Consider the following 23,535-nt stretch of genomic DNA (forward strand, 5'->3'; position numbering starts at 1 on the left):
AGCCGTAAAATATAAATACTTATTTTTCTATACAGCTCGAAAAATAGTTAACAGCACTAAAAATACGATTTTTTAAAGAAAGCGAAGCCTAAAAAGAGCGTTACTTAAAAGAAATGGCTTTAATCGGACTAATTTTGGTAATTAGCATTGACGGAATAAATAAAGAGATCATTCCGATAAACACAACAGCCAAATTGGCAAGAATCACATCAGACCATTGAAGTTGAACGGCCACATAGGAGATATAGTAGGTCTTCTCATCCAATTTAAAGAAATGGGTAAAATCCTGAAAAAAGTAAAAACCGAGGCCAATAAGATTACCGATTAACAATCCGAGGCCGATCAGGTACAAGGCACTGTACATGAAGACGCGGCGAATTCCGGCATTGTGATACCCCAACGCCTTTAAAATACCGATCATTGAAGTACGCTCAAGAATGGTGATCAGCAAGGCGGAAATCATATTGATAATAGCCACGACCGTCATCAATATAAAAATGATTTTGGTGTTCATATCCAGCAGTTCCAGCCACTGAAAAATATCGGGAACCTGATCCTTGATATTAATTGCCTGCATATCGATAGGCAACAGATCTTCAACCTTGTTTGTTGTCCGTTCGAGCTGACTAAAATCTTTGATCCGAATCTCATAGCCCCCTACCTCATGATCATCGAGGTTGCTCAGTTTGCGGATGACATTGAGAGACCCGATCACATAGACCTTATCTAATTCTTCAGAGCCTGTATTAAAAATGCCCTTAATGACAAATTTACGTTTGCGTATAGGATCCTGCACGAAATACATAATAAAATCGTCACCGACTTTTAAGAGCAATCGATCTGCGAGATACTTAGAGACTAAAATCTGATTATCGGCATTATCCGATTTAAAGTCTATCATATTCCCTTCCACCAGCATACCTTGAAACGGCTGCTGATTATACAATGAATCGATACCCTTGAGAACCACGCCTTCCACTTCATTGTTGACATTGATGATTCCGGCCTTGGTTGCAAAGGAACTGATGGAATTGACTTGAGGAATTGCCAATATGGACTTGCGGACCTCCGGTGCAAGTGTTATGGGCGAATTTTCGTAAGACTTATTCAGGTCGTAACGTAAAACCAATACATCGGCAAAAAAACTCCGTTGCTTACTGATAATCTCTCCCTTAAATCCGCGCAATACCGCAATAGATATAATAATCGCTGCAATAGCAAGAGCAATGGCACCAATAGTCACCCGAACGATCAATTTTGAGAACGTTCTTTTTCCAGAAAATGCGATCCGATTTGCTAAAAAATAAGGAAAATTCAAGCTTTCAATATATTTATGTAACTTCGCAAAGTTATAAAAATTTGTTATTTACAAAACTGAAATGACAAATTATTAGGTGTTTTTCAGTAGGCTATTCAACGAGGAGGCTCCTGCACTGGTTTAAAGAGTTTTATAAAAATTTTCAAGTATTATGCGTATTATTTTCATGGGTACTCCCGATTTTGCTGTAGCTTCACTTGAAGCACTGATTCAGTCTGGCGAACAAGTTGTCGCTGTGGTTACTGTACCGGATAAACCTGCAGGACGCGGACAAAAAATACATGAATCTGCGGTGAAAATATTTGCTAGACAACATAACATCCCAGTTCTTCAACCCGTGAAACTTCGCGATGAAGCATTTCTGAATGACCTCAAAAGTTTTCAGGCGGACCTACAGGTTGTGGTCGCATTTCGTATGCTACCTGAGATCGTCTGGAATATGCCTAAATTTGGAACAATCAACGTTCACGCCTCACTCCTTCCACAATATCGGGGTGCAGCACCGATAAATCATGCCATCATCAATGGCGAGAAAGAATCGGGCGTAACGACATTTTTACTACAGCACGAAATCGATACGGGAAACATCTTATTGTCGAAAAAAGTTACCATCAAAGAAACAGACAATGCCGGCGATCTCCACGACAACCTTATGGTGGCTGGGGCAGAAACGCTCCTTCAAACCATCCAGCAATTGAAGGCCGGCACTTTGCAGCCTAAACCTCAAGACGTCCTTCTCACCACGGAGCCACTCAAACACGCACCAAAAATCTTCAAAGAAGACTGTAAAATAAACTGGGATCAGCCCACTGCGCAGGTTTATAACTTCATTCGCGGTTTAAGCCCTTATCCAGCGGCATTTACCCTCTTAAATGATAAGGTACTAAAAATCTATCGCACAGAAAAAGAGCTTGCCCATACAGCTACAATACCGGGCACCGTAGAAACTGACAAGAAAAGTTTCTTAAAAATTGCGACACAAGACGGCTATATTGTCATTTCTGACCTTCAACTCGAAGGCAAAAAAAGAATGAATGTAGTCGATTTTTTAAAAGGCTATCGATTTTAACCTTTTTCATCACCACCATCATAATATTGCAGCAGATCACCAGGCTGGCAGTCTAGCGCTTTGCATATCGCTTCAAGAGTATCTAATCGCAATGCCTTCGCCTTTTGATTCTTGATGATTGAAAGATTGGAAAGGGTAATTCCGACGTTGTCACTCAATTGGTTAAGCGACATCTTTTTCTCTTTCATTATTTTATCCAAGTGAATTAAGATTGGCATAATATAATTTTTATTCTTTTAAATTTATTTAATGTCACTAATAAAACAAAAGATCCATCTTTTTGTTTTATCATAAAATTATCATTTTAAAATAAATTTGAGGAATGCATGGTGCATAATAAATCAGCTGCCGACGAGTTAAATTGTTTAGAACAATAAAAAAAATTAAACCTTTTAGCTCTTTAAATATCAAACAGTTGAATATTACAGCAACAGATAAGAGGAAAAAAAAATATTAAAATGGAATAGTTTTTGATGATTAAAAATTGAAACTCAAAAAAGCCTAACTCATTAAATATGAGTGGCTAGATAATCAATTTTCCATTAATAATTCAAAAATTTTTCGTATTTTCGCAAACATTTCTTAGAGAGGAGAATTAATAAAAATTAATGAGACAGCTCAAAATTACACAATCTATCACCAATCGTGAGTCACAGTCTTTGGACAAATACTTACACGAAATTGGTAAAGTAGACTTAATTACAGCAGAAGAAGAAGTAGAATTAGCACAGCGTATCCGCGAAGGCGATCAAGTTGCCTTGGAAAAATTGACTAAAACCAACCTTCGTTTCGTAGTATCAGTAGCAAAACAATATCAAAATCAAGGTTTAACCTTAGGTGATTTAATCAATGAAGGTAACCTGGGCTTAATTAAAGCGGCTAAACGTTTTGACGAAACAAAGGGGTTTAAATTCATTTCTTATGCCGTTTGGTGGATTCGCCAATCTATTCTTCAAGCAATTGCTGAACAATCGCGTATCGTACGTCTGCCATTGAATCAAGTTGGTTCATTGAGCAAAATCAGTAAGGCTTTCTCAAAACTAGAACAAGAATACGAACGGGAACCATCTCCAGAAGAATTGGCGGATATCCTTGAAACCACAGTAGACAAGGTTTCGGATACGCTAAGCAACTCTGGCCGTCACGTATCTATGGATGCTCCCTTTGTTCAAGGTGAAGAAAACACACTTTTGGACGTTTTGGAGAACCATGATCCAGACACAGACAGTTCTTTGATTGATGAATCTCTGTCAGAAGAAATCAAACGATCATTGGCAACATTAACAGAAAGAGAACGTGAAATTATCGTGCTTTTCTTTGGCTTAGGTTCCAATCACCAATTGTCGTTAGAGGAAATCGGAGAAAAATTCAATTTAACACGTGAGCGCGTTCGTCAGATCAAAGATAAAGCTCTTCAACGTTTGAGACACACTTCAAGAAGCAAAATCTTAAAATCCTATTTGGGTTAACAAGAGATACTTATTAGACATTTTGGCAATCCCAATCAGAAATGGTTGGGATTTTTTGTTCCTAATTTTTTAGCCAATAAAAAAGGGTTGCCTACTACGCAGGCAACCCTTCTGTTTTCCAGGACTCCTGTTATTTAGAATCCGGCATCAAAATAAATTCAAAAAGTCGATCTCTTTTCAAATATTTTCCGGCAACATCCTGCACCGACTTCGAAGTTACCTTCTTCAAATTGTCTATTCTACGTGTATATCGTGCAAGATCAAGATCATTCTGATAAGAACTTGATATATAATTCAGCCAATAACCATTTTCACGAAGATTTAACTCATTTTGTCGCTGTTGTTCTGCTAGGAACTTTTCGATATCTCCATTTTCGGGGCCTTTTTCCTGAATCTTTTTTACTTCATCCAAGGCCGAAGTGATTAAAGCATCAGCCTTATCTACTGCCGAACCAAAACCAATGGAAAAAGCATAACGTGCTTTTGGCAGCTTACTGAAACTCGCCCGAGCGCCCACGCCGTAAACTCCACCTTCTTTTTCACGGAGTCTTTCCAACAATTTGATCGTCAACACACTCTCCAAGGCTTCCATATTCACATTTTCAGTTTCATTATAGGTATAGTCCCCATAGTAGGCCAATTGCGTACTTGCCTTCTCCTCTTTGCCTTTATGAACAACTACGCGCTCGCCCTTGCTCGGCTCCAGAATATTTAAATCCTTGTAGCTTTCTCCTCTTTTAAGGGCCGGCAATGAAGCCAGGTAGGTTTCTAAATAAGGCTTGATCTGATTCTCGTCAAATGACCCCACAATTGTAAACACAAAATCCGAAGCATCAGCAAATCGTTCTTTGTAAATTGCCAAAGCACGTTCCCGATCAATTTTATTGATCGTTTCTACCGTTGGGTTTTGCCGGCGGACATTGTTGCCATAAAGCACTTCTTTCACTTTATCCGAGAATACATTATTTGGATTGCTCAACCTATTTTCCAAAGATCCTTTTGCCCGGGTCATGGTACTCTGGAAAATATCCTGATCCAATCGAGGCTCGGTAAAATAACCATAAATCAATTCAAAAGCATTCTTCAAGCCTTCTTTATCTGTACTACCTGAAATACCTTCGTAACGTTCGGAGATATACGGAGAGATGGAGACATCTTTTCCTGAAAGATACTTCGTAAGCTCAACGTTGTTCATTTGTCCAACGCCGCTTGCATCAATTAAAGAAGACGCATTGGAGGCTGAGAAGTAGTCTGCATCACTATAGCCTGATGTTCCACCCGGACTATACGCCATAATCTGTATCTCATCATTTTTAAAGTCCGTAGGCTTTAAGATTACTTTCACACCATTGCTTAAGATCAATTCTTTCGCTTGAACGGCGTCAATACTTTTTGACGATACAACAGTGCCTTTTACGGGCTCTTTTGAAAGCAAGGGAAGATTGGAAACTTTATCTTCATATGCTGTCACGGGACTCTCTTCCACTGCCTTTACCCAGCCCGTCACGGTAGACTCAGCGGGTAAATTGGCCTTATCCTTTTCTGGCCCCATAACTAAAACATCGCGGTTCAGATCGGTATAATATTTTTTCACCAAACCATTCACTTCCGACAGTTTCAAGGTTGGTAACAGCTGTTTTGTCAAACGATAAGCGTTTTCATTACTTAAAGCAGGTTCATCATCAATAAAATAATTGAGATAACGGTTTACATAGCTATCCGACTTCTTTTTATCACGCTCGATAAATGACATCTCGTTACCCTTTTTCATATCGGCGATGGCACGATCCAACTCCGTCTGTGTAAAACCGTATTTTTGAATGCGCTCAAATTCGGTTAACATCGCTTTAAATCCGGATTCCAACTCGCCTGGTTTAGGCACCACCAACAATGAAAAAGTATTAAGGTTAGCAACAAAATCGCTGATACTTCCACCTGCCTGCATAAAAGGAGGGTTCGGTTGTTGCATCAATTCAGAAAAACGCCCCGCGATCATCTGATTGAACACATTCTTCAACAGCTCGTTTCTGTAATCTCCTACCGTGGAAACCTTTTCTTTTTCGCTTTTGATCAAAATCTGTGCAACAGTGTAGGGCAGTTCCGGATCTGAAATAGCCAAGAACTGGTTCTTGTTTAACAGATCGACCCGATATTTTTTACGCTCCAACGCTTTTTTGGGCATTTTCATATCGGAAAACAATACTTTCACCCTTTCTTCCATCTCCTTGGGATCAATATCTCCAACGATGATCAGGGCCTGTAAATCCGGGCGATACCAGTCTTCATGGAATTTGCGTATTTCTGTGTAGGGAAATGTTTTCAGTATCTGTTCAGTTCCGATCGGCAAACGCTTGGAGTAAAGGGAACCATTGAGCAACATCGGAAAGTATTGATCCTGTAAACGCTGCTGTACTCCTCTTCCACCTCGTTTTTCTTCGAGAATAACACCCCGTTCTTTATCAATTTCTTCGCCATCCAACAAAGCGTCCTGAGCCCAATCGCGCATTACCTGCAAACCATTTTTTAAAAGTTCAGGATCGTCAGAAGGAATGGGCAGCTGATAAACGGTCTGGTCAAAGCTGGTATAGGCATTGAGGTCCGATCCAAATCGAACCCCCGCTTTCTGCAGGTAGTTAACCAATTCATTCTTTGGAAAGTGCTTCAGGCCATTGAAGTTCATATGTTCTAAAAAATGGGCCAAACCAAGCTGTTTTTCATTTTCTAGAATAGAGCCGGCCTTCATACCCAAATACATGGTAACACGGCCTTTAGGCTCGCTATTTTTACGAATAAAGTATGTAAATCCATTTTTCAGTTTCCCTGTCATGACTTCATTGTCGAAGGGTAATTTTTGATTCAGCGCCAAACTATCTTGGGATAGAATCGCGCGCGCTTCCGCAGTTAATGTGGTTGGCATTTTTGCTTCTGCTATATAGAACGTAGCCGGTAATAGAAAAGCTAATGCGAGTGGTTTAATGAATTTCATACAAAAAAATGTCTTTTTTCAGTTATTTTTGCTAATTGTTTTATATTAGGGTAAACGGAACAGGAGATCAATTGTCCCGATAAATCGTAAAATACAGATTAATACTTTTTTCATTATCCAAGGAGGAATCGGGACCCGCTATAAGGGAACGTCTCTTTGTATCACTTATAATCTGTAAAAATTCCACTTAAAAATACAGAATAACTTTCGAAAAGAACAACAGTTAATTGTAATTTTGTTGCAAATGGATTTTGAAAACTGGACTGATATAAAAAAAGAATTCGAACAATTCTTAAAGTTCGAAAGAGGCTTAAGCGTTAATTCAATTGATGCTTACTTAAATGACGTATCCAAATTTCAGATCTACTGCGAAGACAATCATTTGGTTTTAAATACTGTAACGAGAAAAAATATACAGGAGTTTTTGGCTTGGTTGCAGGAGTTTAATATTTCACCCTTCACACAATCCAGGCTGATCTCTGGCCTGAAGACTTTCTTTAGCTTTTTGATGATCGAGCATGAATTCGTCCACAATCCGACAGATCTTCTTCAGGCGCCACGCTTGGCACGCAAGCTGCCCAGCGTTTTGAGCATACATGAGATCGATCAATTGATCGCGGCAATCGATCTTTCTTCACCCGAGGGTGAGCGCAATAAAACGATCATCGAAATCTTATACGGATGCGGTCTCCGTGTTTCCGAACTTGTCACACTCAAGATATCGAACCTTTTTTTAGATGTTGAATTTATCAAAGTTGAGGGCAAGGGAAGCAAAGAACGCCTCATTCCAATTGGTCAACACGCCATTAAACACCTCCGTATCTACTTAGAAACGATCAGACCTCATATCAAGATTAAGGCCGGAAATGAAGATATTGTATTCCTCAACAGAAGAGGCGCCGCATTATCCCGGGTCATGATCTTCTTGATCATCAAAGAACTTGCCTTAAAAATCGGTTTACAAAAAACCATCAGCCCACATACCTTTAGGCATAGTTTTGCATCACATTTAGTGGAAGGCGGGGCAGATCTAAGAGCTGTACAAGATATGCTCGGTCATGAAAGCATTACCACGACCGAAATATACACACACATCGATAGGGACTACCTTCATTCCGTTATTACGCAATATCATCCACGGTCGTGATGAATGTCCGATCACCTTTTGCCAGCTCGGCCATCCAAATGAACTATACTGGTTTATTCAGGGGCAATCGTGCTAGCCTCCTCTCATTCCACATTGCCCGCCCGATGCTAAGCATATATGGAAACTATTATAGCATTGACGTAAAAAAATAGAGAATTGACAAAAGCTAAACGCTAAAATACTGACGATAAGATGCCTTAAAAATTGATTGCTAAAAGATATAATTTTATCACAAAGATTGTTTGTAAGATCTAGAAAATAGTATATCTTTGCCAGACGTTCCCGTAGTTCAATGGATAGAATTTCAGATTCCGGTTCTGACGATGTGGGTTCGACCCCCGCCGGGAACACATCCTATTTAACAACAAAGACTATCCTAGGATAGTCTTTGTTGTTTAGAAGCTCTTTTGCAATAACTTGTGTTGCGAAGCCGTAAAAATATTCCGGAAGATGATATTGATTTCATGGTCAATGGCGGCCCCCGAAATTCCGGTGTGTGGATAGAGTCTTATCGTATTTGTTAAGATAGATTCCACAAAATCTCTACTTTGTATCCCTATCTGTTCATAAATCGCTGCATTATCATTTCCATCGTGAAGATTTTCCCAAGAAAGAGCGGCCAAATTCATGATTGCTTCCCTCCGATTAACATAATCTTGCTGAAATTCATCGAGTACCCTAAACGCTTCTTTACTTTCAGTCTTCTCCCATTTGGATTGATTGCTTTTTAACACAAATAGTTTTTCGATTAAATCCAAAAAGCGCTTATACATTCCCGTAAAGTTGGCCAGTAAAGTCAATTCCGCAAAAGGCATAAAGGGATATTGATACAACAGCTCGCGACGTGTACTTTTTGCCGCATCAATCTCAAAAGACTGCCTGCTATCAACGAGAACGTCTTCCAGCGAAAAAGAATGCGAAGCTGTAGCTTCCAATCCAAATGTATCCCAGTCATAGTGAATCAGTACATGATCCCGATCGACAAAAAATGATTTTATCAGCGGTTCACCTTTTTCGTCCAAAACGGGTTTTCCCGCCTCCTGAATTGCGGCATTTAATGTGAAGTGCGTTAAATGTGGCGCTCCGGTAGCATATCTCCAGAAACCACGGAGTCGATAGTGGTCCCCTTCACGCGTAGCAGTACCAGATGCCTGTCCACTACCTCCGAAACAAACCCGATCCGTTTCGAAAATTTGATTTCCTATAAGGGGATCAATAAAACCGACAAACAGATTTGCTCCTGAACATAAGGTTACTGTCCAGGCTAATCCCCCATCCCAATAAGCCAGATCAGCCAATAAACTGAGTCCTTCAGGTACACTTAACCCCAATCCACCTAATGCACGGGGAACCCAAATCTTAAACCACTTCCGACGGTAAATCAGATCCAGTTGTCCATCTGACAACGTTTTCTGCTGAATTCCTTTTGCCTGATTATCTTTCAGTATAGCGATATCTTCGCTATTGAATTGCATATCTTTCTTCACGTATTATTCTCCTCCAATTAAAATACCCACTAAATGCCATAACAAATAAAAATAACGTCAAGCCCGAATAAAGAAACAGCCCTTTATGGATCAGTAAAGGAATTGCCATCAGATTACTGATATTCAACAATATCCAGTTTTCTATCTTCCGCTTTGCCAATAACCACATCCCTGCCCAAGCTGTACAGGAAACTGCAGAATCCCAAAGCGGTACATCAGAATCTGTTAAGTGTACCAATCCGAAATAAAACAACAGAAAACCGACAGCACATATGCCACCTACTATCCACCATTCTTTCGGCTCACAGTGTGTTATGGGCGTAGCTACATCACGACTATATTTCCAATAGATCCAGCCATAGATGCTCATGATCAAGTAATAGAGATGTAGCAATATTTCGGCATATAGTTTCGCATGGAATAATACGTATACAGAAATTAAGATACCAATAATCCCAAAAATGTAATTGATCGATTTATTTTGCCGGGAAAACCAAACTTGTAAAACACCAAAAGATACCCCCAACCATTCCGCAATGGTGGCCTGTTGAATCTGTTTTACAAAAGCTTCGAAAATTGTTTCAGAAGTCATCGCCTTGTTTATTATATCGTGTCATTCATAATAAACCTATGGGAGAGAAACGGCTATTTTTTATTGAAATTAAATCCCTACGCCAGCATTACCTGGATCAGGTATATAAAAGCGATTGTACAAGGAGGTACAATCGCTTTTATTGGGTATAATCTCAGCCGAGAATGACCATGGTCATTCCAAGCACCCCATAAGTATATTTTCTGTCGAATTGATTATTCTATATCAATCAATTTCAACGCTTTGTGCGTACGCGTACGCGTTTCTTTACAAAGTTGCGCATCATCGTTCAATGATTTCCCGTGTGAAGGGATCATTTCACGTAGTTTTTTACGGTATTCATCTGATTTGGCACGTTCAGGGAAACATCTCTTCAACAGGCTGATCATAATAGCCACTGACGTCGAAGCTCCAGGAGACGCTCCTAATAGCGCAGCAATAGAACCATCGGCACTCGAAACGACCTCTGTACCAAATTCTAAAATTCCACCTTTCTTTTCATCTTTCTTGATGACCTGAACACGTTGTCCTGCTTTCTCGATAACCCAATCCTCCAATTTAGCTGTAGGCATAAATTGTTTTAAAGACTCCAGTTTATCTTTTGGTGACTTCATGACTTCAGTAATAAGATACTTCGTCAACGGTAAGTTGTCAAGTCCGGCTGATAACATCGGACGGATATTGGACAATTTGATAGAAGCCGGTAAATCGAAGTAAGACCCCTGTTTTAAGAATTTAGTTGAGAAACCTGCATATGGTCCAAACAATAACGCTTGCTTGCCATCAATATAACGTGTATCTAAGTGCGGTACAGACATTGGAGGCGCACCGACAGAAGCTTTACCATACACCTTCGCATGGTGTGTATTAATGATCTCTTCATTCACACAACGCAGCCATTGGCCTCCCACCGGGAATCCGCCATAGCCTTTCGCTTCGGGTATTCCAGATTTTTCCAACAATAACAACGAGTGCCCACCGGCTCCAATAAATACAAATTTTGCCTTGATTTCTCGCTTTGTTCCTGTCTTTAAATCTTTGACTTCCACTTCCCAGCGACCGTCATCTTCACGTTCGATGTCAATTACTTCGTGGTTTAAGGAAATCGAAATATTTTCTTTATTTTCAAGATTAGCGATCAAATCACGTGTCAACGACCCAAAATTTACATCAGTACCCAGATCCATTTTTGTCGCAGCGATTTTTTCGTCTGCCGCACGTCCTTCCATCATCAATGGAATCCACGATTTCAACAATGCTGTATCTTCGGTATATTCCATCCCTTTGAACAAGTTTTGGGTCGTTAGTGTTTCCCATCTTGTCTTTAGAAATTTAGCGTCTTTTTCACCAAAAACCGCACTCATGTGTGGAATACTACGGATAAAATTTTCAGGTTGGGCAATAATGCCTTTATCAACGAGGTAGGACCAAAATTGCTTAGAGACTTCAAATTGCTCGGCAATTTTCACTGCTTTATCAATCTTGACAGAACCATCTTTCTGTTCGGGGGTATAATTTAACTCGCATAAAGCAGAGTGACCCGTGCCAGCATTATTCCATGCGTCAGAACTTTCAGCAGCCACAACATCCAAACGCTCAAGAATTTCAATATTAACGTCTGGGCTTAATTCATTGATTAGAGTACCCAAAGTAGCACTCATAATACCGGCGCCGATCAGAACAACGTCAACTTCTTTATTTGATTTTTTGCTCATGTTTTTGTGATTGATGCAAATTTAATATAGTTTTTGGTAAACGTCCAAGTCTTTTGTCAAAAAACTGTACTTTTTAGAACCACTTATTCAAAAATACCATTGATTTATTAAAATAATCCTAAGTGAGCAATCGCTTACCGCAAAATTCTAAAAATGTTACCTTAAAACACTCCCCCACTCCAAGATAAACACCGGGTCAGCACACAATGTTTTTCTATTTTAAACCGTTATTTATCGAAAGATTTTGTGTTATAATATAGTTTTAACATTTTTGCAGAACGTCGATAGGCAATAGTGTACACGATGGCTAAAAAATAAGATCATTTATTCGCTCATACTATAGCATCGAGAAAAACACAAACACTGTGACATAACCAAGATAAACCTAATGGAAGCGAGTTCATGTATCGTGTTGAATTCCAAGATCAGACGGGCTGTGAGCGAAAGAAAGCACGAGGAAAATGGTCATAAATGCCATAGTGTAATTAATTGAAGAACAAATAACTTATACAGATGAAAATACTTGAAGGAAAAATTGCTTTAGTAACAGGAGCATCAAAAGGAATCGGAAGGAAAATTGCAGAAGTCTTTGCACAACATGGTGCTAACGTCGCTTTTACGTATCTTTCTTCTGTCGAAAAAGGACAGGCGTTGGAGCAGGAGCTTCAGGCTTTTGGCACCAAAGTGATTGGTTATCGCTCTGACGCTTCAAAATTTGAAGAAGCAGAACAATTGATCAATGCGATCGTCGCTGATTTTGGCGGATTAGATATTGTTGTAAATAATGCTGGTATCACAAAAGATGGCCTGTTAATGCGTATGACCGAAGAGAATTGGGATGATGTATTAAATGTCAACTTAAAATCTGTCTTTAACGTTACAAAAGCTGCTTCAAAAATTATGATGAAAAACCGTAAAGGTTCATTTATCAATATGTCATCCGTTGTTGGCGTTCAAGGAAATGCTGGTCAGGCAAATTATGCTGCATCAAAAGCTGGTATCATTGGGTTCACAAAATCGGTCGCTAAAGAATTAGGTTCTCGTAATATCCGTGCAAACGTAGTTGCTCCAGGCTTTATACGTACCGAAATGACAGATGTACTGGATCCTAAAGTTGTGGCAGGATGGGAAGCTGGAATTCCATTGAAACGTGCTGGCCAACCAGAAGATGTTGCCAATGCATGTCTTTATTTAGCATCTGACTTATCGGCATACGTAACCGGACAGGTTCTTCCTGTTGATGGTGGTATGTTATAAAAAATAACAGGCTTAGGTCAAGTTTTCTTACCTTGACCTAAGCCTGTTCTCTAGTTATGTTTTACGACGATCCCGATCTATCTACCCCTCTAATCCGGTTATACTGGACAAAGACACTATACTGCTCCTTCTGTTTACAGAATTTTCTGTCTCCACATACCTGTATTATTAATAATACCAAACATCTTCAATAGGCTTCTGATAAGAAGGAATCTATAGATCGCCTTCAATATTTACAAATTTTCGTTAATTTTGTCGATCAAATTTAAATGCTATGGCGAACTGGAAGGATTTTTTTGAAATTAAAACCGAGGATGATTTTAATCAGCATTGTTTAGATACCTACCAATTCCAGAGCCAGCATTGTAAGGTTTATCGTGACTATATCAGCCTCCTCGGCAGAGAAAAAGACCTTATTCAGCACTATACGGATATTCCTTTTATGCCTATTGAATTTTTTAAGACGCAACAGGTTATTGCTGAAGGAATGGAGGCTGAAATCGTATTCTCGAGTTCGGGTACAACGGGTATGGTCACCTCAAAACATTTAGTCGCTGACCTCCGTATTTACGAACGCACTTTCCGTCGTATTTTTGAAGACTTCTATGGGCCACTGAGCCATATTGCCATACTGGCCCTTCTACCCTCATACCTTGAAAGAAGCGGTTCATCTTTAATCTACATGATTGATGATCTCATGAAGCAAAGTGAGCAGCCTGAAAGCAATTATTTTCTCTATAACCACCAAGAGCTTTACGATACACTTGTGGCGCTCAAAAATAAAGGCACAAAAACAATCCTTTTCGGCGTAACGTACGCCCTACTCGACTTCATTGAACAATACGCCTTTGAATTTCCTGAACTGATTATTATGGAAACTGGCGGAATGAAAGGTAAGCGCAAGGAAATGGTCAAACAGGAAATCCATAAACTCCTGGAAGAAGCCTTTTCCGTCCATGGAATCCATTCGGAATATGGCATGACAGAATTACTCTCACAAGGTTATTCTTCAGGTCAGGGAATTTTCCATCTTCCCAAATGGATGAAAATCTTGATTCGCGACACCAATGATCCATTGAGCCTAATTCCCATGAATAAAACTGGTGGTATCAACGTTATCGACCTTGCGAATCGTTACTCGTGTTCATTTATAGCCACGCAGGATTTGGGTAAAGTATATCCAGATGGATCTTTTGAAATATTAGGACGTTTTGACCAAAGTGATATCAGGGGATGTAATTTGTTGGTTCAATAATGATCCAACATGATTCAGCACGGGTTTTGTGATGATCCTTTATATTCCCAAATAAATGAAAGCGTAGGTGGTGAAACACATAGGGCAATTAAATTAAAACACCTGTTCATGATGTGTGAACAGGTGTTTTTTCATTCGAAGTATGATCTTTATTTCAGACTCGGATCTTCAAAGGTGTTGCCCGATCGCATATCCCCCGAATCATATCCCTTTTTAAACCATTCCATACGTTGAGCGGACGTACCATGCGTAAATGATTCAGGAACAGCATAGCCCTGTGCCTCTGTCTGTAATTTATCATCTCCCACTGCTTCGGCAGCTTTCATACCGTCCATAATATCATTATAATCGATTTTTATATCGGTATATTCATTGAGATAATGCGCCCATACTCCAGCATAAAAATCAGCTTGCAGTTCGGTCATCACAGAGATCCGGTTATTTTCGCGTTCACTCATTTGCCCACGGGCCTGATTGGTCTTTGGTAATAAACCCACCAACTGTTGGATATGGTGTCCAACCTCATGGGCAATTACATACGCCATGGCGAACTCTCCCTTCGCCCCGAATTTATCCGACAGTTCTTTACTAAAGCTCAGATCCAGGTAAATCTTTTGATCGCCAGGACAATAAAAAGGTCCGTAAGAGGCCTGTCCCATGCCACAACCATCCGTTTGTGTACCACCATCATAAAAAACAAGGGTAGTAGGCGTATAACTCTTCTGCATCTGCTCTTTAAACAGCTTTGCCCAAACATCCTCTGTACTTTGGAGTACAGTCAAGGAGAATTCGGTTAGCCTTTTTTCTTCAGGATTTAACTCACGTGGCTGCCCGGACTGTTCGGTTTGCACCCCCATATTTTGAGCCTGCTGTAAGAGTTGACTCGGATCTCCACCCATCAAAAATCCAATGACCAAAACAATAATTCCACCAATTCCTCCTAAAGCAATTTTTCCTCCCCCCGACATTCCTCTGCGGTCTTCAAAATTACCACTTTGTTTACCTCCTTGCCATTTCATAGTATTTCTATATTACAGTTAATAATCTTTTCTAATGTTGGATAAACACAAATTCGGTACCAATGTTTTACATGAAGTAGATTTATTTGAAGAAAAAACTCATGCTACAATTTACATTATAGCTCGCTCATATCATAAATTTACCAGTAAGAAAAGATAGTCATTAGCAAAAACAATGCTTTAAAGGGACAAAAACAGGAGTTATTTCTCTAAGTCGTGATATTCGTCATTGTACATCAAAACAAATTTGGCTAAGTTTGGGCTTTCAAAAAAATTGACATGAAATTAGAAGAACAATTACAAGCGAGAGCTGGCGGAAAATGTGAGCTGACAGGCGAAGATGCCACTTTAATTGCTTATACATTACCACCGGAAATAACATCAAATTTGGACAATACTTTACTGATTTCAGAAACATTGGTCAATCAGCTCAACAAAACGGAGCAATTAAATCCGGACGATTGGAAATTCCTTCCAAATGCAATGTGGTCCGAGAACCCATCGGTACAAATTGTATGCTGGCGTATGTTAAACCGACTAAAAAATGAAGGTTGGGCGTCTGAAGCATTGGATATTCTCTATTTAGACGATGAGACACTAGCTGAAGCTAAGAAAACTGGAGACCATGAAAATGACGGCTATGTTTCATTTCATGAAGATAGCATCGGGCAACGACTATTGGAGGGCGACACTGTTGTTCTGACAAAAACGCTTGATGTGAAAGGCTCCTCTTTAAAAGCGACTTTAGGTACCGTGGTTAAGAATATTCGACTTGTAGCAGACAATATCGAACAAATTGAAGGAAAGATTGAAGGTCAAACCATCGTGATTCTGACCAAATATCTCCGTAAACAAAATTAAAATAGACTTTTCGTCTAAATAATTAAGGCTTAAACTGGGGAACTCCTGTTTAAGCCTTAATTATTTAAATAGATACTAGTTGCCACTATTGCGGATAATTCCGCACAAATTCGAAACGATAGTTTGGATGTTGTTTGAGACTATCGATCAAGTCCGATAATAGCCGCTGCCCTTTTTTCGTTTGGTACATATTGTCATGTGTCAAGAGCACAACATTGTTCTTTGTATAAGACGTACCTTTGCGGAGTAAATTCTTCATTTGGGTATACAATTGATTCACCGATAGGTCCGGTTTCCCTGTAACACCATTAATCTTCCACTCACAATCCCAACCAATTACTTTATAACCATTTTGGTGTAGTAGCTCGGCCGTCGAAGCCCCACTTTTCAAATCAACCTTTTTGCGGTCTCCGATATACCAGATATTTCGTCCCGGCAGCCGCACTATCTTATGTGTTAAGCCCAGCGATTGCTCAGCAAGTTCAAAATCTTCAAAGGCCGTCTGCGCATTCGAATAGAACGTACTGTACTTATTATGTGCATGCCAGTAACTGTGGTTGTAACAATCTACTAATGGATTATTTTTATAACGTTCTGTAAAGCCGTGTAACTTCTTACTCATCTTGTCATGATTACCAATCAGAAAAGCATTGATTTTAATGCCTTTTGCTGTCGCAATGGAATCAAGGTGCTGACTTCCATTTAAGGGTCCATCGTCAAAAGTGAGATAAATGTATCGTGGAGAAACAGTATCAGTCAACAATACCGTTGTATCTTTAGCTCCTTTGTAGTCCACATCTTCTTCCATTTTTGTAATGGTGTCTTTCCGTAGCGAATCTACTTTACTTATTGAATCCTGCACGGCAAGTAAACTATCCTTTTTTGGTGGCATAGAGTCAACAGCCCCCACATTTTGCACCTTATTTGTCCCACTTTGATTGCAGGAGTAAAATCCCAAAATAGATATACTTAACCCTACCCATACAACACCCGAATTAACTACTTTTCTCATTACAAAAATTAACTTACCATCACAATTATTTCACAAATACTCAAAATCATCTAAAATAAGCTGATTTCAGTCCCGTGTTGCGCAAAATTAATATATTTTTCATTAATAAAGCTGTTATGTTATTTAATTTATTGTGCATGGCACTCAAAGCGTCATGATTTCGCATGCCTCCAGCGCTACGAAAGCAGACCAGCTGTTATTTCCGGCCAAAAAAAAGGAACCTATGTTGATATAGATTCCTTTTTTATTCTGTTATTCAGCTACTCAATTAATCCCGATGTCTTCCGCCATGACCGTTACCTCGCCCGTGTCCATGTCCCTGATCATTGCCACGCCCGTGACCACCTTCGCGACCTCGTCCATAACCGCGGTCGTTTCCTCTATCGTATCCCCGACGCTCACCCCATGAATGTTCGCGGCTTACCCGACGCTCGCTTGCAAATGAATATCCACCACCATGATGACTGTCTCGAATGGCGACCTGCCTTCCCCGATAACCGCCATAACGGCTTCTGTAGCGATCGTGATGATGCCAAGGTGTGCGATCGTTGATTACTACTTTATGCACCCGATAAAAATCGTAATGTCTATATCGTCTCGGTAAACTTGCTCTTCTTATCCAGCCGCCGTTATCATAATAAACGTAACATCTCGCGGGTACATCGTAATACATATTGTATTCTGGCATATAATAATAACGCGCGTAATCATAACCCGCTGGCCCCCAACTAGGCTGACTTCCAATATTGACACTGATACTCACTTGCGCCTGTGCGGCTCCCGCCGTAAAAAGGCCTGCAATGATCGCCGCCGCATAAAACAATTTTTTCATAAGTAGCTCCTCCCTTAGTTTGTAATTTCTTCTTTACAATACGACAACAAACAGTATGCAAAAGATTAATGTTCAAATGTTAATTTTTGTTAACGCAACAATAAAAACCTCATTTTGAACAGGTTGAAAATAGTGTAATTCACAAAATACCCCAAACCTTTTTGAAGGATCCGTTGTTCAGATTGATAGGACTTTAATGAATAATTACCATGAGTATATATAACGTAGGCATATTTGTCGGCAGCTTGAGAAAGGAATCTTTCAATAAAAAGATCGCACAGTTTATCCTCGACCAGGAGGAATCGAAATTTAGCTATCGCATGATTGATATCGGCGATCTCCCCTTATATAATCAGGATTTTGACGATGCTGGTAACCCACCGGCTAGCTATACCCGTTTCCGTCAAGAGGTCGCGTCCTTGGATGCTGTGCTTTTTGTTACCGCAGAGTATAACCGTTCGATTCCGGCGGTATTAAAGAATGCGATTGACGTGGGTTCGAGACCCTATGGAAAAAATAAATGGGATGGTAAACCTGGCGCAATAATTTCCTCATCAACGGGAGTTTATGGGGGCTTTGGGGCCAACCATCATTTGCGTCAATCACTTGTCTTCGTCAATATCCCAACGATGCAGCAACCTGAAGCTTATCTGGGCGATATCGGCAGCTGTATCGGTCCAAGTGGAACAGTGGAATTAGCAAAAACCAAAGATTTTCTCCGCAGCTTTAAAACAGCATTTGAGCAATGGGCTGAGCGAATCATTCATACAAAAAGGCAGAATTAAGTTCTGCCCTTTTGTATGAATGATCAAATTAAACTAGTCTTGTTCATCACTGAGGTCATAGTTCCAATGCTGTAATTTTTCCTGTAAGATCCGCGATATCTTATTGAAATAGCGCTTTTGCTTATAGCCCATTACCCATTGTACCCCCTGTACAGCATTGGTACAGAAAATCTCATCTGCCCGTTTCATGATTTCGGGGCTTATCTGTGCTTCCACCACTTCTATACCTTCATCCTGTGCCATGTCCATGACTACCCGACGCATCACCCCTTCAATACATCCTTCGGATAATGCTGGTGTATAAAGCACCTTTTCATAATAGACAAAGATATTTGAAATTAAGGATTCACATAGGTAACCTTCCTGATTTAGAATTAACACATCATCAAAAGCCATTTTCTTTTTATAGATGCCAGCTAACACATAAATCTGCGCATTTAAAGATTTAATCTTTGAAAGATCGCTATAAGGTTTTTTGAATTCATTGTACAGCCCTACAATCAAACCGACCTTCTTATCGCGAAGATTAGGTTCTATGCGCTGCACCTGCAAAACAAAACCAGGTTTATTACTCGTCGGACTATACAATCCGCCACCAGATCTAAATACGATCAACCGGATACGAACCTGCTGTCCCAACATATTGTTTTTACGGATTAATTCTTCGGATCTCGAACGAATAAAAAATGCATCGAAAAGGTTTGCATCATCCAAATGAATCAACTCCATTCCTTTTTGTAAACGCTCGACATGAAAATTTAGAAAGCGGATATCACCATCCTTATACAACATCGTTTCGAACAGTCCGTCCCCATAACGAAAACCTCTATTCTCAATGCTAAATATTTCCTGATCTTCCGGCACTACATTGCCATTGAAATTGATATAGTTTGTTGGCATCTTAATTTTGTTCTAAATTTTAATCATGTTCTATAGCCATTGAATTTGCCGCATATCCGCGCCACTTTTCTAAAGCTAAACGAAAATCTTCCGGATATGGTACCTCAAAATACATATTTTCTTTTGTAGAAGGATGAATAAATCCCAATACTTGAGCATGAAGTGCTTGTCGCGGCAGCAATGAAAAACAGTTATCCACAAACTGCTTGTACTTTGAAAACACGGTACCTTTTAAAATCTTATCGCCACCATACATGGCATCATTAAATAGCGGATGACCAATAGATTGCATATGCGTACGAATTTGATGTGTACGTCCCGTTTCTAATTGACATTCTATTAGGGTAACATAGCCCAGTCGCTCCAAAACTCGGTAATGTGTCACTGACCAACGCCCCTTGTCTTCACTATCATACATCGCCATGATACGTCTGTCTTTTAGATGACGTCCAATATAACCTGTGATTGTTCCGTCCTCTTTTAAATCTCCCCAAACTAATGCAATATATTTACGGGTAATGCTGTGATCGAAAAACTGCTTTGCCAAAAAGGCCATTGATTTTTCATTTTTAGCAATGACCAATAATCCGGAGGTGTCTTTATCGATTCGATGCACTAAACCCGGGCGATCGGAGTTTCCAGGTAGCTGTGGCAGCTGCTGTATATGATACGTTAATGCATTGACCAAGGTTCCTGTATAATTATTATATCCTGGATGCACGACCATTCCCGCCTCCTTATTCACGATCAACACATCGTCATCCTCGTATTTGATATCTAATGGAATGTTTTCAGGATAAACTTCGTTATCCCGTGGCGGATCAGGTAGCACCAATGTAATCACATCATCAGGTCTAACCTTATAGCTCGCCTTGATCTCCTTACCGTTAACCATGACAGAACCAGCTTCAATAGCATGCTGAATTTTGCTCCGCGTAGCATTTTCCACCCTGTTCATCAGATATTTATCAATGCGGAGTAATGCTTGCCCCTTATCCACCTCAATACGTAGATGCTCAAATAATTCCTGTTCTTCCTGATCTTGCGATCCAATTTGTTCTGTCATGCTACAAAAATAAACCAAATGAAACAATTTTCGTTAAATTTGTTTTCATTTAATGTTATGTTGCCGTTCAAAATCCATAGTCCCGAAACTGAATTGTGCCTTCCGGCCTGGGAGAAGAAGCATATTAAAGTAACGCTTAAGCGGGATGACCTCATACATCCGTTTATTTCGGGCAATAAGTGGCGAAAATTAAAATATAATCTGGAAGAAGCAGTGCAGCTAGGGAAAAGCCATCTGGTTACATTTGGCGGGGCATGGAGCAACCATCTTTTGGCTACTGCTTGCGCCGGCGCTACCTTCAAGTTTAAAACAACTGCTTTTGTTAGAGGTGAAGAAGGGGTTAACAACCCTGTTTTAACGATGTGTCGTCTTTTTGGGATGCAGCTTATTTACGTCGACCGCGAATCTTACCGAAATAAAGAAAATTTATACGAGCGTTATTTTGGTCAGGATCCGACGACATTCTATATACATGAAGGCGGTTACGGTATGCTCGGAGCGAAAGGTTGCGCCGAAATCGTTGACGAACTCCAACATGAATATCAGCATATTTTTACAGCCTGTGGTACAGGAACAACATTAGCGGGAATAGGCAATGCTGTCGAAAAACGAGATCTATTTACCCATGTACATGGCGTTCCTGTTTTAAAAAATGGTGGCTTTATTCAAACGGAAGTCGATCAACTTTACCCCAACATCCCCCCGCCTATTTTACACCTTGATTATCATTTTGGTGGTTATGCCAAATCCAACGCCGACTTGCTCGCCTTCGTTCAACATTTTATAGCATCCACAGGAATAATGATTGAACCTACTTATACCGGCAAATTGCTCTATGCCGTGGATGACCTGATCAAAAAGGACTACTTTACCCCCGCCGATCAGGTACTCGTAATACATACCGGCGGACTTACAGGTCTACTTGGCATGTACGAACGTTTTAATTTTCTTGATCTACATCAATAAATAAAGCAGAACACCCCACAGAGACATTTGATTGACATTTATTCAGCAATTATATTGTAAGTTTGACCCGATTTAAAAATAAATCAAATCGAAAACATGCGAAAACCATGATTTTCCAAAGGTAACAGCGAGGCCAGTATGGGGTATTTTTAACCCTATGCAGCACCTCATAAATTAATGATATAAAGATGAAAATATTAGCATTTGCAGGCACAAGCAACAAAAACTCAATCAACAAAACATTTGTCACAAGTACTTCAAAATACTACAAGGAAGCCGACGATACCATCGAATTGCTAGACTTAAACCATTTTGAAATGCCGATCTATTCTTACGACAAAGAAGTCGAGTTGGGCATTCCACAATTAGCGCATGACTTTGCAGCTAAAATGGATGCCGCAGATTTCCTGTTGATTTCTTTGGCCGAACATAATGGATCCTATACCACAGCTTACAAAAATATCGTTGACTGGGTTTCACGGATTCCTAACCGTAAATTATTCAACGGCAAACCTGTTTTCTTATTGGCTACTGCCCCTGGTCCAATGGGAGGTGCCACAGTTTTGAACACTGCTGTCAATCGAATCACTTGGGACGGTGCCGATATATTAGATTCCTTTTCTCTTCCCGAATTCCACAAAAACTTTGAAGAAGGTAAAGGTATTATCGACCCGACTTTAAGAAGTCAATTAGAAGCTAAAGTACGTAAAACAAAACGTGCACTTGCCGAAAAATTATCCGTTCAGGGTTAACAAAAGATTAACAAATAATCATTGTAAAAACCTCTTTTAATATGTAAATTGAAAACCTATTAAAAGAGGTTTTTTGATATGGCAAAAAAAATATTACTACTTGTAGGAGACTTTGTAGAAGACTACGAAGCAATGGTTCCATTTCAAGCAATGGGTTCTATAGGGATAACGGTAGATGCAATTGCTCCAGACCGCAAAAGCGGGGATGTAGTTCCCACAGCAGTACATGATTTCACTGGTGATCAGACCTACAAAGAATTGCGCGGGCATAATTTCGCAATCAATAAAGATTTCGACCAGGTAAATGTTGAAGACTATGACGGTCTATATATTGCTGGCGGACGATCGGCAGAATATATTCGACTCAACAAACGTGTTTTGGAGATTACGAAACACTTCTTTGAGCACAACAAACCTGTGGCGGCAATATGTCATGGTATCCAGGTGTTAACAGCTGCAAAAGTACTCGCAGGTCGTACATTGACAGCCTATGTTGCTGTAGGTCCAGACATTGAATTAGCAGGCGGCACATGGAAAAATATTCCTGCAGATCAAGCGGTCGTAGACGGAAATTTGGTCACCTCTCCTGCTTGGCCAGGACATCAGGCAATTTTAAAAGAGTTTTATAAGTTATTAGGTATTACTATTACAATTTAAGTGTTTTTTAATGAAGAAGAATAAAAGGTTATGGCTTTTGGTCATACCGATTTTAGTGCTGCTGGGTTTTATTTTAAAAGATAGCTTCAATCAGAAAAGTATTGAAGGTTTACCGGGAGGTTTTAAGGAAGTCGCTTTCGTCAGAAATGAACAAAATAAAGGCGGTATCATACGCATCTATGCCGTTACAGTAGGTGACCTGTTGAACGCAGATTATACAGGCTGTCTTGACTTGATGCCTGTCAATGATTACGGAAGCACAACAACGGTGTATTTCTTCGATCGAAGTGCACCTTATCCAACAAGCTTATCAATTGACACACCCCATTTTGACACGACGAAATACAAAGCTATTCAAATTTCCAAAAAGTACGGAAAGAAGAAATAGAC

At 39.8% G+C, this 23,535-nt stretch carries 22 protein-coding genes and 1 tRNA gene; 12 read left to right on the forward strand and 11 right to left on the reverse strand.

What is annotated here, in order from left to right:
- Positions 1 to 100: 100 nt before the first annotated feature.
- The gene (locus B4Z47_RS17800) at positions 101 to 1,318 is read right to left on the reverse strand and encodes an ABC transporter permease (RefSeq protein WP_286727706.1); all 1,218 of its coding nucleotides are present in this window, start codon (positions 1,316 to 1,318) and stop codon (positions 101 to 103) included.
- 151 nt (positions 1,319 to 1,469) lie between these two features.
- On the opposite strand from B4Z47_RS17800, the gene fmt reads away from it, so the two are divergent.
- Positions 1,470 to 2,387, forward strand: coding sequence for a methionyl-tRNA formyltransferase (fmt, locus tag B4Z47_RS17805; RefSeq protein WP_070569676.1), 918 nt, complete (start codon positions 1,470 to 1,472; stop codon positions 2,385 to 2,387).
- On the opposite strand, the gene B4Z47_RS17810 is transcribed toward fmt, so the two are convergent.
- Positions 2,384 to 2,605 carry a helix-turn-helix domain-containing protein gene (locus B4Z47_RS17810; protein WP_046675813.1) on the reverse strand — a complete coding sequence of 74 codons (222 nt, stop codon included), beginning with the start codon at positions 2,603 to 2,605 and terminating at the stop codon, positions 2,384 to 2,386. The genes fmt and B4Z47_RS17810 overlap by 4 nt on opposite strands.
- A 390-nt stretch (positions 2,606 to 2,995) precedes the next feature.
- On the opposite strand from B4Z47_RS17810, the gene B4Z47_RS17815 reads away from it, so the two are divergent.
- Positions 2,996 to 3,856, forward strand: a complete 861-nt coding sequence (locus B4Z47_RS17815; protein WP_028068906.1) for a sigma-70 family RNA polymerase sigma factor — start codon at positions 2,996 to 2,998, stop codon at positions 3,854 to 3,856.
- Positions 3,857 to 3,986: 130 nt separating this feature from the next.
- Here B4Z47_RS17815 and B4Z47_RS17820 read toward each other — a convergent pair whose 3' ends face one another.
- On the reverse strand, positions 3,987 to 6,842 hold the full coding sequence (locus tag B4Z47_RS17820; protein WP_115048050.1) for a M16 family metallopeptidase: 2,856 nt from the start codon (positions 6,840 to 6,842) through the stop codon (positions 3,987 to 3,989).
- A gap of 244 nt (positions 6,843 to 7,086) precedes the next feature.
- Between B4Z47_RS17820 and xerD the strand changes: the two genes are divergently transcribed.
- Complete coding sequence (xerD, locus tag B4Z47_RS17825) at positions 7,087 to 7,989, forward strand: site-specific tyrosine recombinase XerD (protein ID WP_070569672.1); 903 nt, start codon at positions 7,087 to 7,089, stop codon at positions 7,987 to 7,989.
- 278 nt (positions 7,990 to 8,267) lie between these two features.
- Positions 8,268 to 8,339 (forward strand) — tRNA-Arg (locus B4Z47_RS17830).
- Between the two features lie 45 nt (positions 8,340 to 8,384).
- Here the strand turns inward: B4Z47_RS17830 and B4Z47_RS17835 are convergent.
- From B4Z47_RS17835 to B4Z47_RS17845, 3 genes are all read right to left on the reverse strand, one after another.
- Positions 8,385 to 9,464 (reverse strand): hypothetical protein, encoded by a 1,080-nt coding sequence (locus tag B4Z47_RS17835; protein WP_070569670.1) that lies wholly within the window; start codon positions 9,462 to 9,464, stop codon positions 8,385 to 8,387.
- The gene (gene pnuC / locus B4Z47_RS17840) at positions 9,451 to 10,068 is read right to left on the reverse strand and encodes a nicotinamide riboside transporter PnuC (RefSeq protein ID WP_070569668.1); all 618 of its coding nucleotides are present in this window, start codon (positions 10,066 to 10,068) and stop codon (positions 9,451 to 9,453) included. The genes B4Z47_RS17835 and pnuC overlap by 14 nt, the downstream gene beginning before the upstream one ends.
- A gap of 215 nt (positions 10,069 to 10,283) precedes the next feature.
- Positions 10,284 to 11,783 (reverse strand): malate:quinone oxidoreductase, encoded by a 1,500-nt coding sequence (locus tag B4Z47_RS17845; protein ID WP_070569666.1) that lies wholly within the window; start codon positions 11,781 to 11,783, stop codon positions 10,284 to 10,286.
- Positions 11,784 to 12,296: 513 nt separating this feature from the next.
- Here B4Z47_RS17845 and fabG point away from each other — a divergent pair.
- Positions 12,297 to 13,040: a 3-oxoacyl-[acyl-carrier-protein] reductase gene (gene fabG, locus B4Z47_RS17850; RefSeq protein WP_046675808.1), complete on the forward strand. Its 744-nt coding sequence runs from the start codon at positions 12,297 to 12,299 to the stop codon at positions 13,038 to 13,040.
- A 274-nt stretch (positions 13,041 to 13,314) separates the two neighbouring features.
- Positions 13,315 to 14,295, forward strand: coding sequence for an acyl transferase (locus tag B4Z47_RS17855; protein WP_070569664.1), 981 nt, complete (start codon positions 13,315 to 13,317; stop codon positions 14,293 to 14,295).
- Between the two features lie 149 nt (positions 14,296 to 14,444).
- Here B4Z47_RS17855 and B4Z47_RS17860 read toward each other — a convergent pair whose 3' ends face one another.
- Positions 14,445 to 15,314 carry a KPN_02809 family neutral zinc metallopeptidase gene (locus B4Z47_RS17860; protein WP_286727707.1) on the reverse strand — a complete coding sequence of 290 codons (870 nt, stop codon included), beginning with the start codon at positions 15,312 to 15,314 and terminating at the stop codon, positions 14,445 to 14,447.
- Between the two features lie 279 nt (positions 15,315 to 15,593).
- On the opposite strand from B4Z47_RS17860, the gene B4Z47_RS17865 reads away from it, so the two are divergent.
- Positions 15,594 to 16,175 (forward strand): PhnA domain-containing protein, encoded by a 582-nt coding sequence (locus B4Z47_RS17865; RefSeq protein WP_046675805.1) that lies wholly within the window; start codon positions 15,594 to 15,596, stop codon positions 16,173 to 16,175.
- An 85-nt stretch (positions 16,176 to 16,260) separates the two neighbouring features.
- Here B4Z47_RS17865 and B4Z47_RS17870 read toward each other — a convergent pair whose 3' ends face one another.
- Together B4Z47_RS17870 and B4Z47_RS17875 are read right to left on the reverse strand one after the other, a co-directional pair.
- Positions 16,261 to 17,187, reverse strand: a complete 927-nt coding sequence (locus tag B4Z47_RS17870; protein ID WP_070569659.1) for a polysaccharide deacetylase family protein — start codon at positions 17,185 to 17,187, stop codon at positions 16,261 to 16,263.
- A 268-nt stretch (positions 17,188 to 17,455) separates the two neighbouring features.
- On the reverse strand, positions 17,456 to 18,019 hold the full coding sequence (locus B4Z47_RS17875) for a hypothetical protein (protein ID WP_115048048.1): 564 nt from the start codon (positions 18,017 to 18,019) through the stop codon (positions 17,456 to 17,458).
- 209 nt (positions 18,020 to 18,228) lie between these two features.
- On the opposite strand from B4Z47_RS17875, the gene B4Z47_RS17880 reads away from it, so the two are divergent.
- Complete coding sequence (locus tag B4Z47_RS17880) at positions 18,229 to 18,804, forward strand: NADPH-dependent FMN reductase (RefSeq protein WP_070569655.1); 576 nt, start codon at positions 18,229 to 18,231, stop codon at positions 18,802 to 18,804.
- Between the two features lie 33 nt (positions 18,805 to 18,837).
- On the opposite strand, the gene B4Z47_RS17885 is transcribed toward B4Z47_RS17880, so the two are convergent.
- Positions 18,838 to 19,704 carry an aminotransferase class IV gene (locus B4Z47_RS17885; RefSeq protein ID WP_046675801.1) on the reverse strand — a complete coding sequence of 289 codons (867 nt, stop codon included), beginning with the start codon at positions 19,702 to 19,704 and terminating at the stop codon, positions 18,838 to 18,840.
- A 19-nt stretch (positions 19,705 to 19,723) separates the two neighbouring features.
- Positions 19,724 to 20,770 (reverse strand): RluA family pseudouridine synthase, encoded by a 1,047-nt coding sequence (locus B4Z47_RS17890; protein ID WP_046675800.1) that lies wholly within the window; start codon positions 20,768 to 20,770, stop codon positions 19,724 to 19,726.
- Positions 20,771 to 20,788: 18 nt separating this feature from the next.
- Between B4Z47_RS17890 and B4Z47_RS17895 the strand changes: the two genes are divergently transcribed.
- The 4 genes from B4Z47_RS17895 to B4Z47_RS17910 all read left to right on the forward strand — a co-directional run bounded on the left by B4Z47_RS17895 (position 20,789) and on the right by B4Z47_RS17910 (position 23,533).
- On the forward strand, positions 20,789 to 21,736 hold the full coding sequence (locus B4Z47_RS17895) for a 1-aminocyclopropane-1-carboxylate deaminase/D-cysteine desulfhydrase (RefSeq protein WP_053003927.1): 948 nt from the start codon (positions 20,789 to 20,791) through the stop codon (positions 21,734 to 21,736).
- A 188-nt stretch (positions 21,737 to 21,924) separates the two neighbouring features.
- Positions 21,925 to 22,488 (forward strand): NADPH-dependent FMN reductase, encoded by a 564-nt coding sequence (locus B4Z47_RS17900; RefSeq protein WP_046675799.1) that lies wholly within the window; start codon positions 21,925 to 21,927, stop codon positions 22,486 to 22,488.
- Positions 22,489 to 22,566: 78 nt separating this feature from the next.
- The gene (locus B4Z47_RS17905; RefSeq protein WP_070569652.1) at positions 22,567 to 23,145 is read left to right on the forward strand and encodes a DJ-1/PfpI family protein; all 579 of its coding nucleotides are present in this window, start codon (positions 22,567 to 22,569) and stop codon (positions 23,143 to 23,145) included.
- A gap of 10 nt (positions 23,146 to 23,155) precedes the next feature.
- A complete protein-coding gene (locus tag B4Z47_RS17910; protein WP_070569650.1) occupies positions 23,156 to 23,533 on the forward strand; it encodes a hypothetical protein in 378 nt (125 codons plus the stop codon).
- Positions 23,534 to 23,535 lie beyond the last annotated feature (2 nt).

Source organism: Sphingobacterium sp. UBA2610 (assembly GCF_002339225.1).
Lineage (GTDB): Bacteria > Bacteroidota > Bacteroidia > Sphingobacteriales > Sphingobacteriaceae > Sphingobacterium > Sphingobacterium multivorum.

What these genes read in the sequence shown, in the direction of transcription:
- fmt (WP_070569676.1), top strand. Translation starts at nt 1,470, where the DNA reads ATGCGTATTATTTTCATGGGTACTCCCGATTTTGCTGTAGCTTCACTT.
- B4Z47_RS17810 (WP_046675813.1), bottom strand. Translation starts at nt 2,605, where the DNA reads ATGCCAATCTTAATTCACTTGGATAAAATAATGAAAGAGAAAAAGATG.
- B4Z47_RS17815 (WP_028068906.1), top strand. Translation starts at nt 2,996, where the DNA reads ATGAGACAGCTCAAAATTACACAATCTATCACCAATCGTGAGTCACAG.
- B4Z47_RS17820 (WP_115048050.1), bottom strand. Translation starts at nt 6,842, where the DNA reads ATGAAATTCATTAAACCACTCGCATTAGCTTTTCTATTACCGGCTACG.
- xerD (WP_070569672.1), top strand. Translation starts at nt 7,087, where the DNA reads ATGGATTTTGAAAACTGGACTGATATAAAAAAAGAATTCGAACAATTC.
- B4Z47_RS17835 (WP_070569670.1), bottom strand. Translation starts at nt 9,464, where the DNA reads ATGCAATTCAATAGCGAAGATATCGCTATACTGAAAGATAATCAGGCA.
- pnuC (WP_070569668.1), bottom strand. Translation starts at nt 10,068, where the DNA reads ATGACTTCTGAAACAATTTTCGAAGCTTTTGTAAAACAGATTCAACAG.
- B4Z47_RS17845 (WP_070569666.1), bottom strand. Translation starts at nt 11,783, where the DNA reads ATGAGCAAAAAATCAAATAAAGAAGTTGACGTTGTTCTGATCGGCGCC.
- fabG (WP_046675808.1), top strand. Translation starts at nt 12,297, where the DNA reads ATGAAAATACTTGAAGGAAAAATTGCTTTAGTAACAGGAGCATCAAAA.
- B4Z47_RS17855 (WP_070569664.1), top strand. Translation starts at nt 13,315, where the DNA reads ATGGCGAACTGGAAGGATTTTTTTGAAATTAAAACCGAGGATGATTTT.
- B4Z47_RS17860 (WP_286727707.1), bottom strand. Translation starts at nt 15,314, where the DNA reads ATGAAATGGCAAGGAGGTAAACAAAGTGGTAATTTTGAAGACCGCAGA.
- B4Z47_RS17865 (WP_046675805.1), top strand. Translation starts at nt 15,594, where the DNA reads ATGAAATTAGAAGAACAATTACAAGCGAGAGCTGGCGGAAAATGTGAG.
- B4Z47_RS17870 (WP_070569659.1), bottom strand. Translation starts at nt 17,187, where the DNA reads ATGAGAAAAGTAGTTAATTCGGGTGTTGTATGGGTAGGGTTAAGTATA.
- B4Z47_RS17875 (WP_115048048.1), bottom strand. Translation starts at nt 18,019, where the DNA reads ATGAAAAAATTGTTTTATGCGGCGGCGATCATTGCAGGCCTTTTTACG.
- B4Z47_RS17880 (WP_070569655.1), top strand. Translation starts at nt 18,229, where the DNA reads ATGAGTATATATAACGTAGGCATATTTGTCGGCAGCTTGAGAAAGGAA.
- B4Z47_RS17885 (WP_046675801.1), bottom strand. Translation starts at nt 19,704, where the DNA reads ATGCCAACAAACTATATCAATTTCAATGGCAATGTAGTGCCGGAAGAT.
- B4Z47_RS17890 (WP_046675800.1), bottom strand. Translation starts at nt 20,770, where the DNA reads ATGACAGAACAAATTGGATCGCAAGATCAGGAAGAACAGGAATTATTT.
- B4Z47_RS17895 (WP_053003927.1), top strand. Translation starts at nt 20,789, where the DNA reads ATGAAACAATTTTCGTTAAATTTGTTTTCATTTAATGTTATGTTGCCG.
- B4Z47_RS17900 (WP_046675799.1), top strand. Translation starts at nt 21,925, where the DNA reads ATGAAAATATTAGCATTTGCAGGCACAAGCAACAAAAACTCAATCAAC.
- B4Z47_RS17905 (WP_070569652.1), top strand. Translation starts at nt 22,567, where the DNA reads ATGGCAAAAAAAATATTACTACTTGTAGGAGACTTTGTAGAAGACTAC.
- B4Z47_RS17910 (WP_070569650.1), top strand. Translation starts at nt 23,156, where the DNA reads ATGAAGAAGAATAAAAGGTTATGGCTTTTGGTCATACCGATTTTAGTG.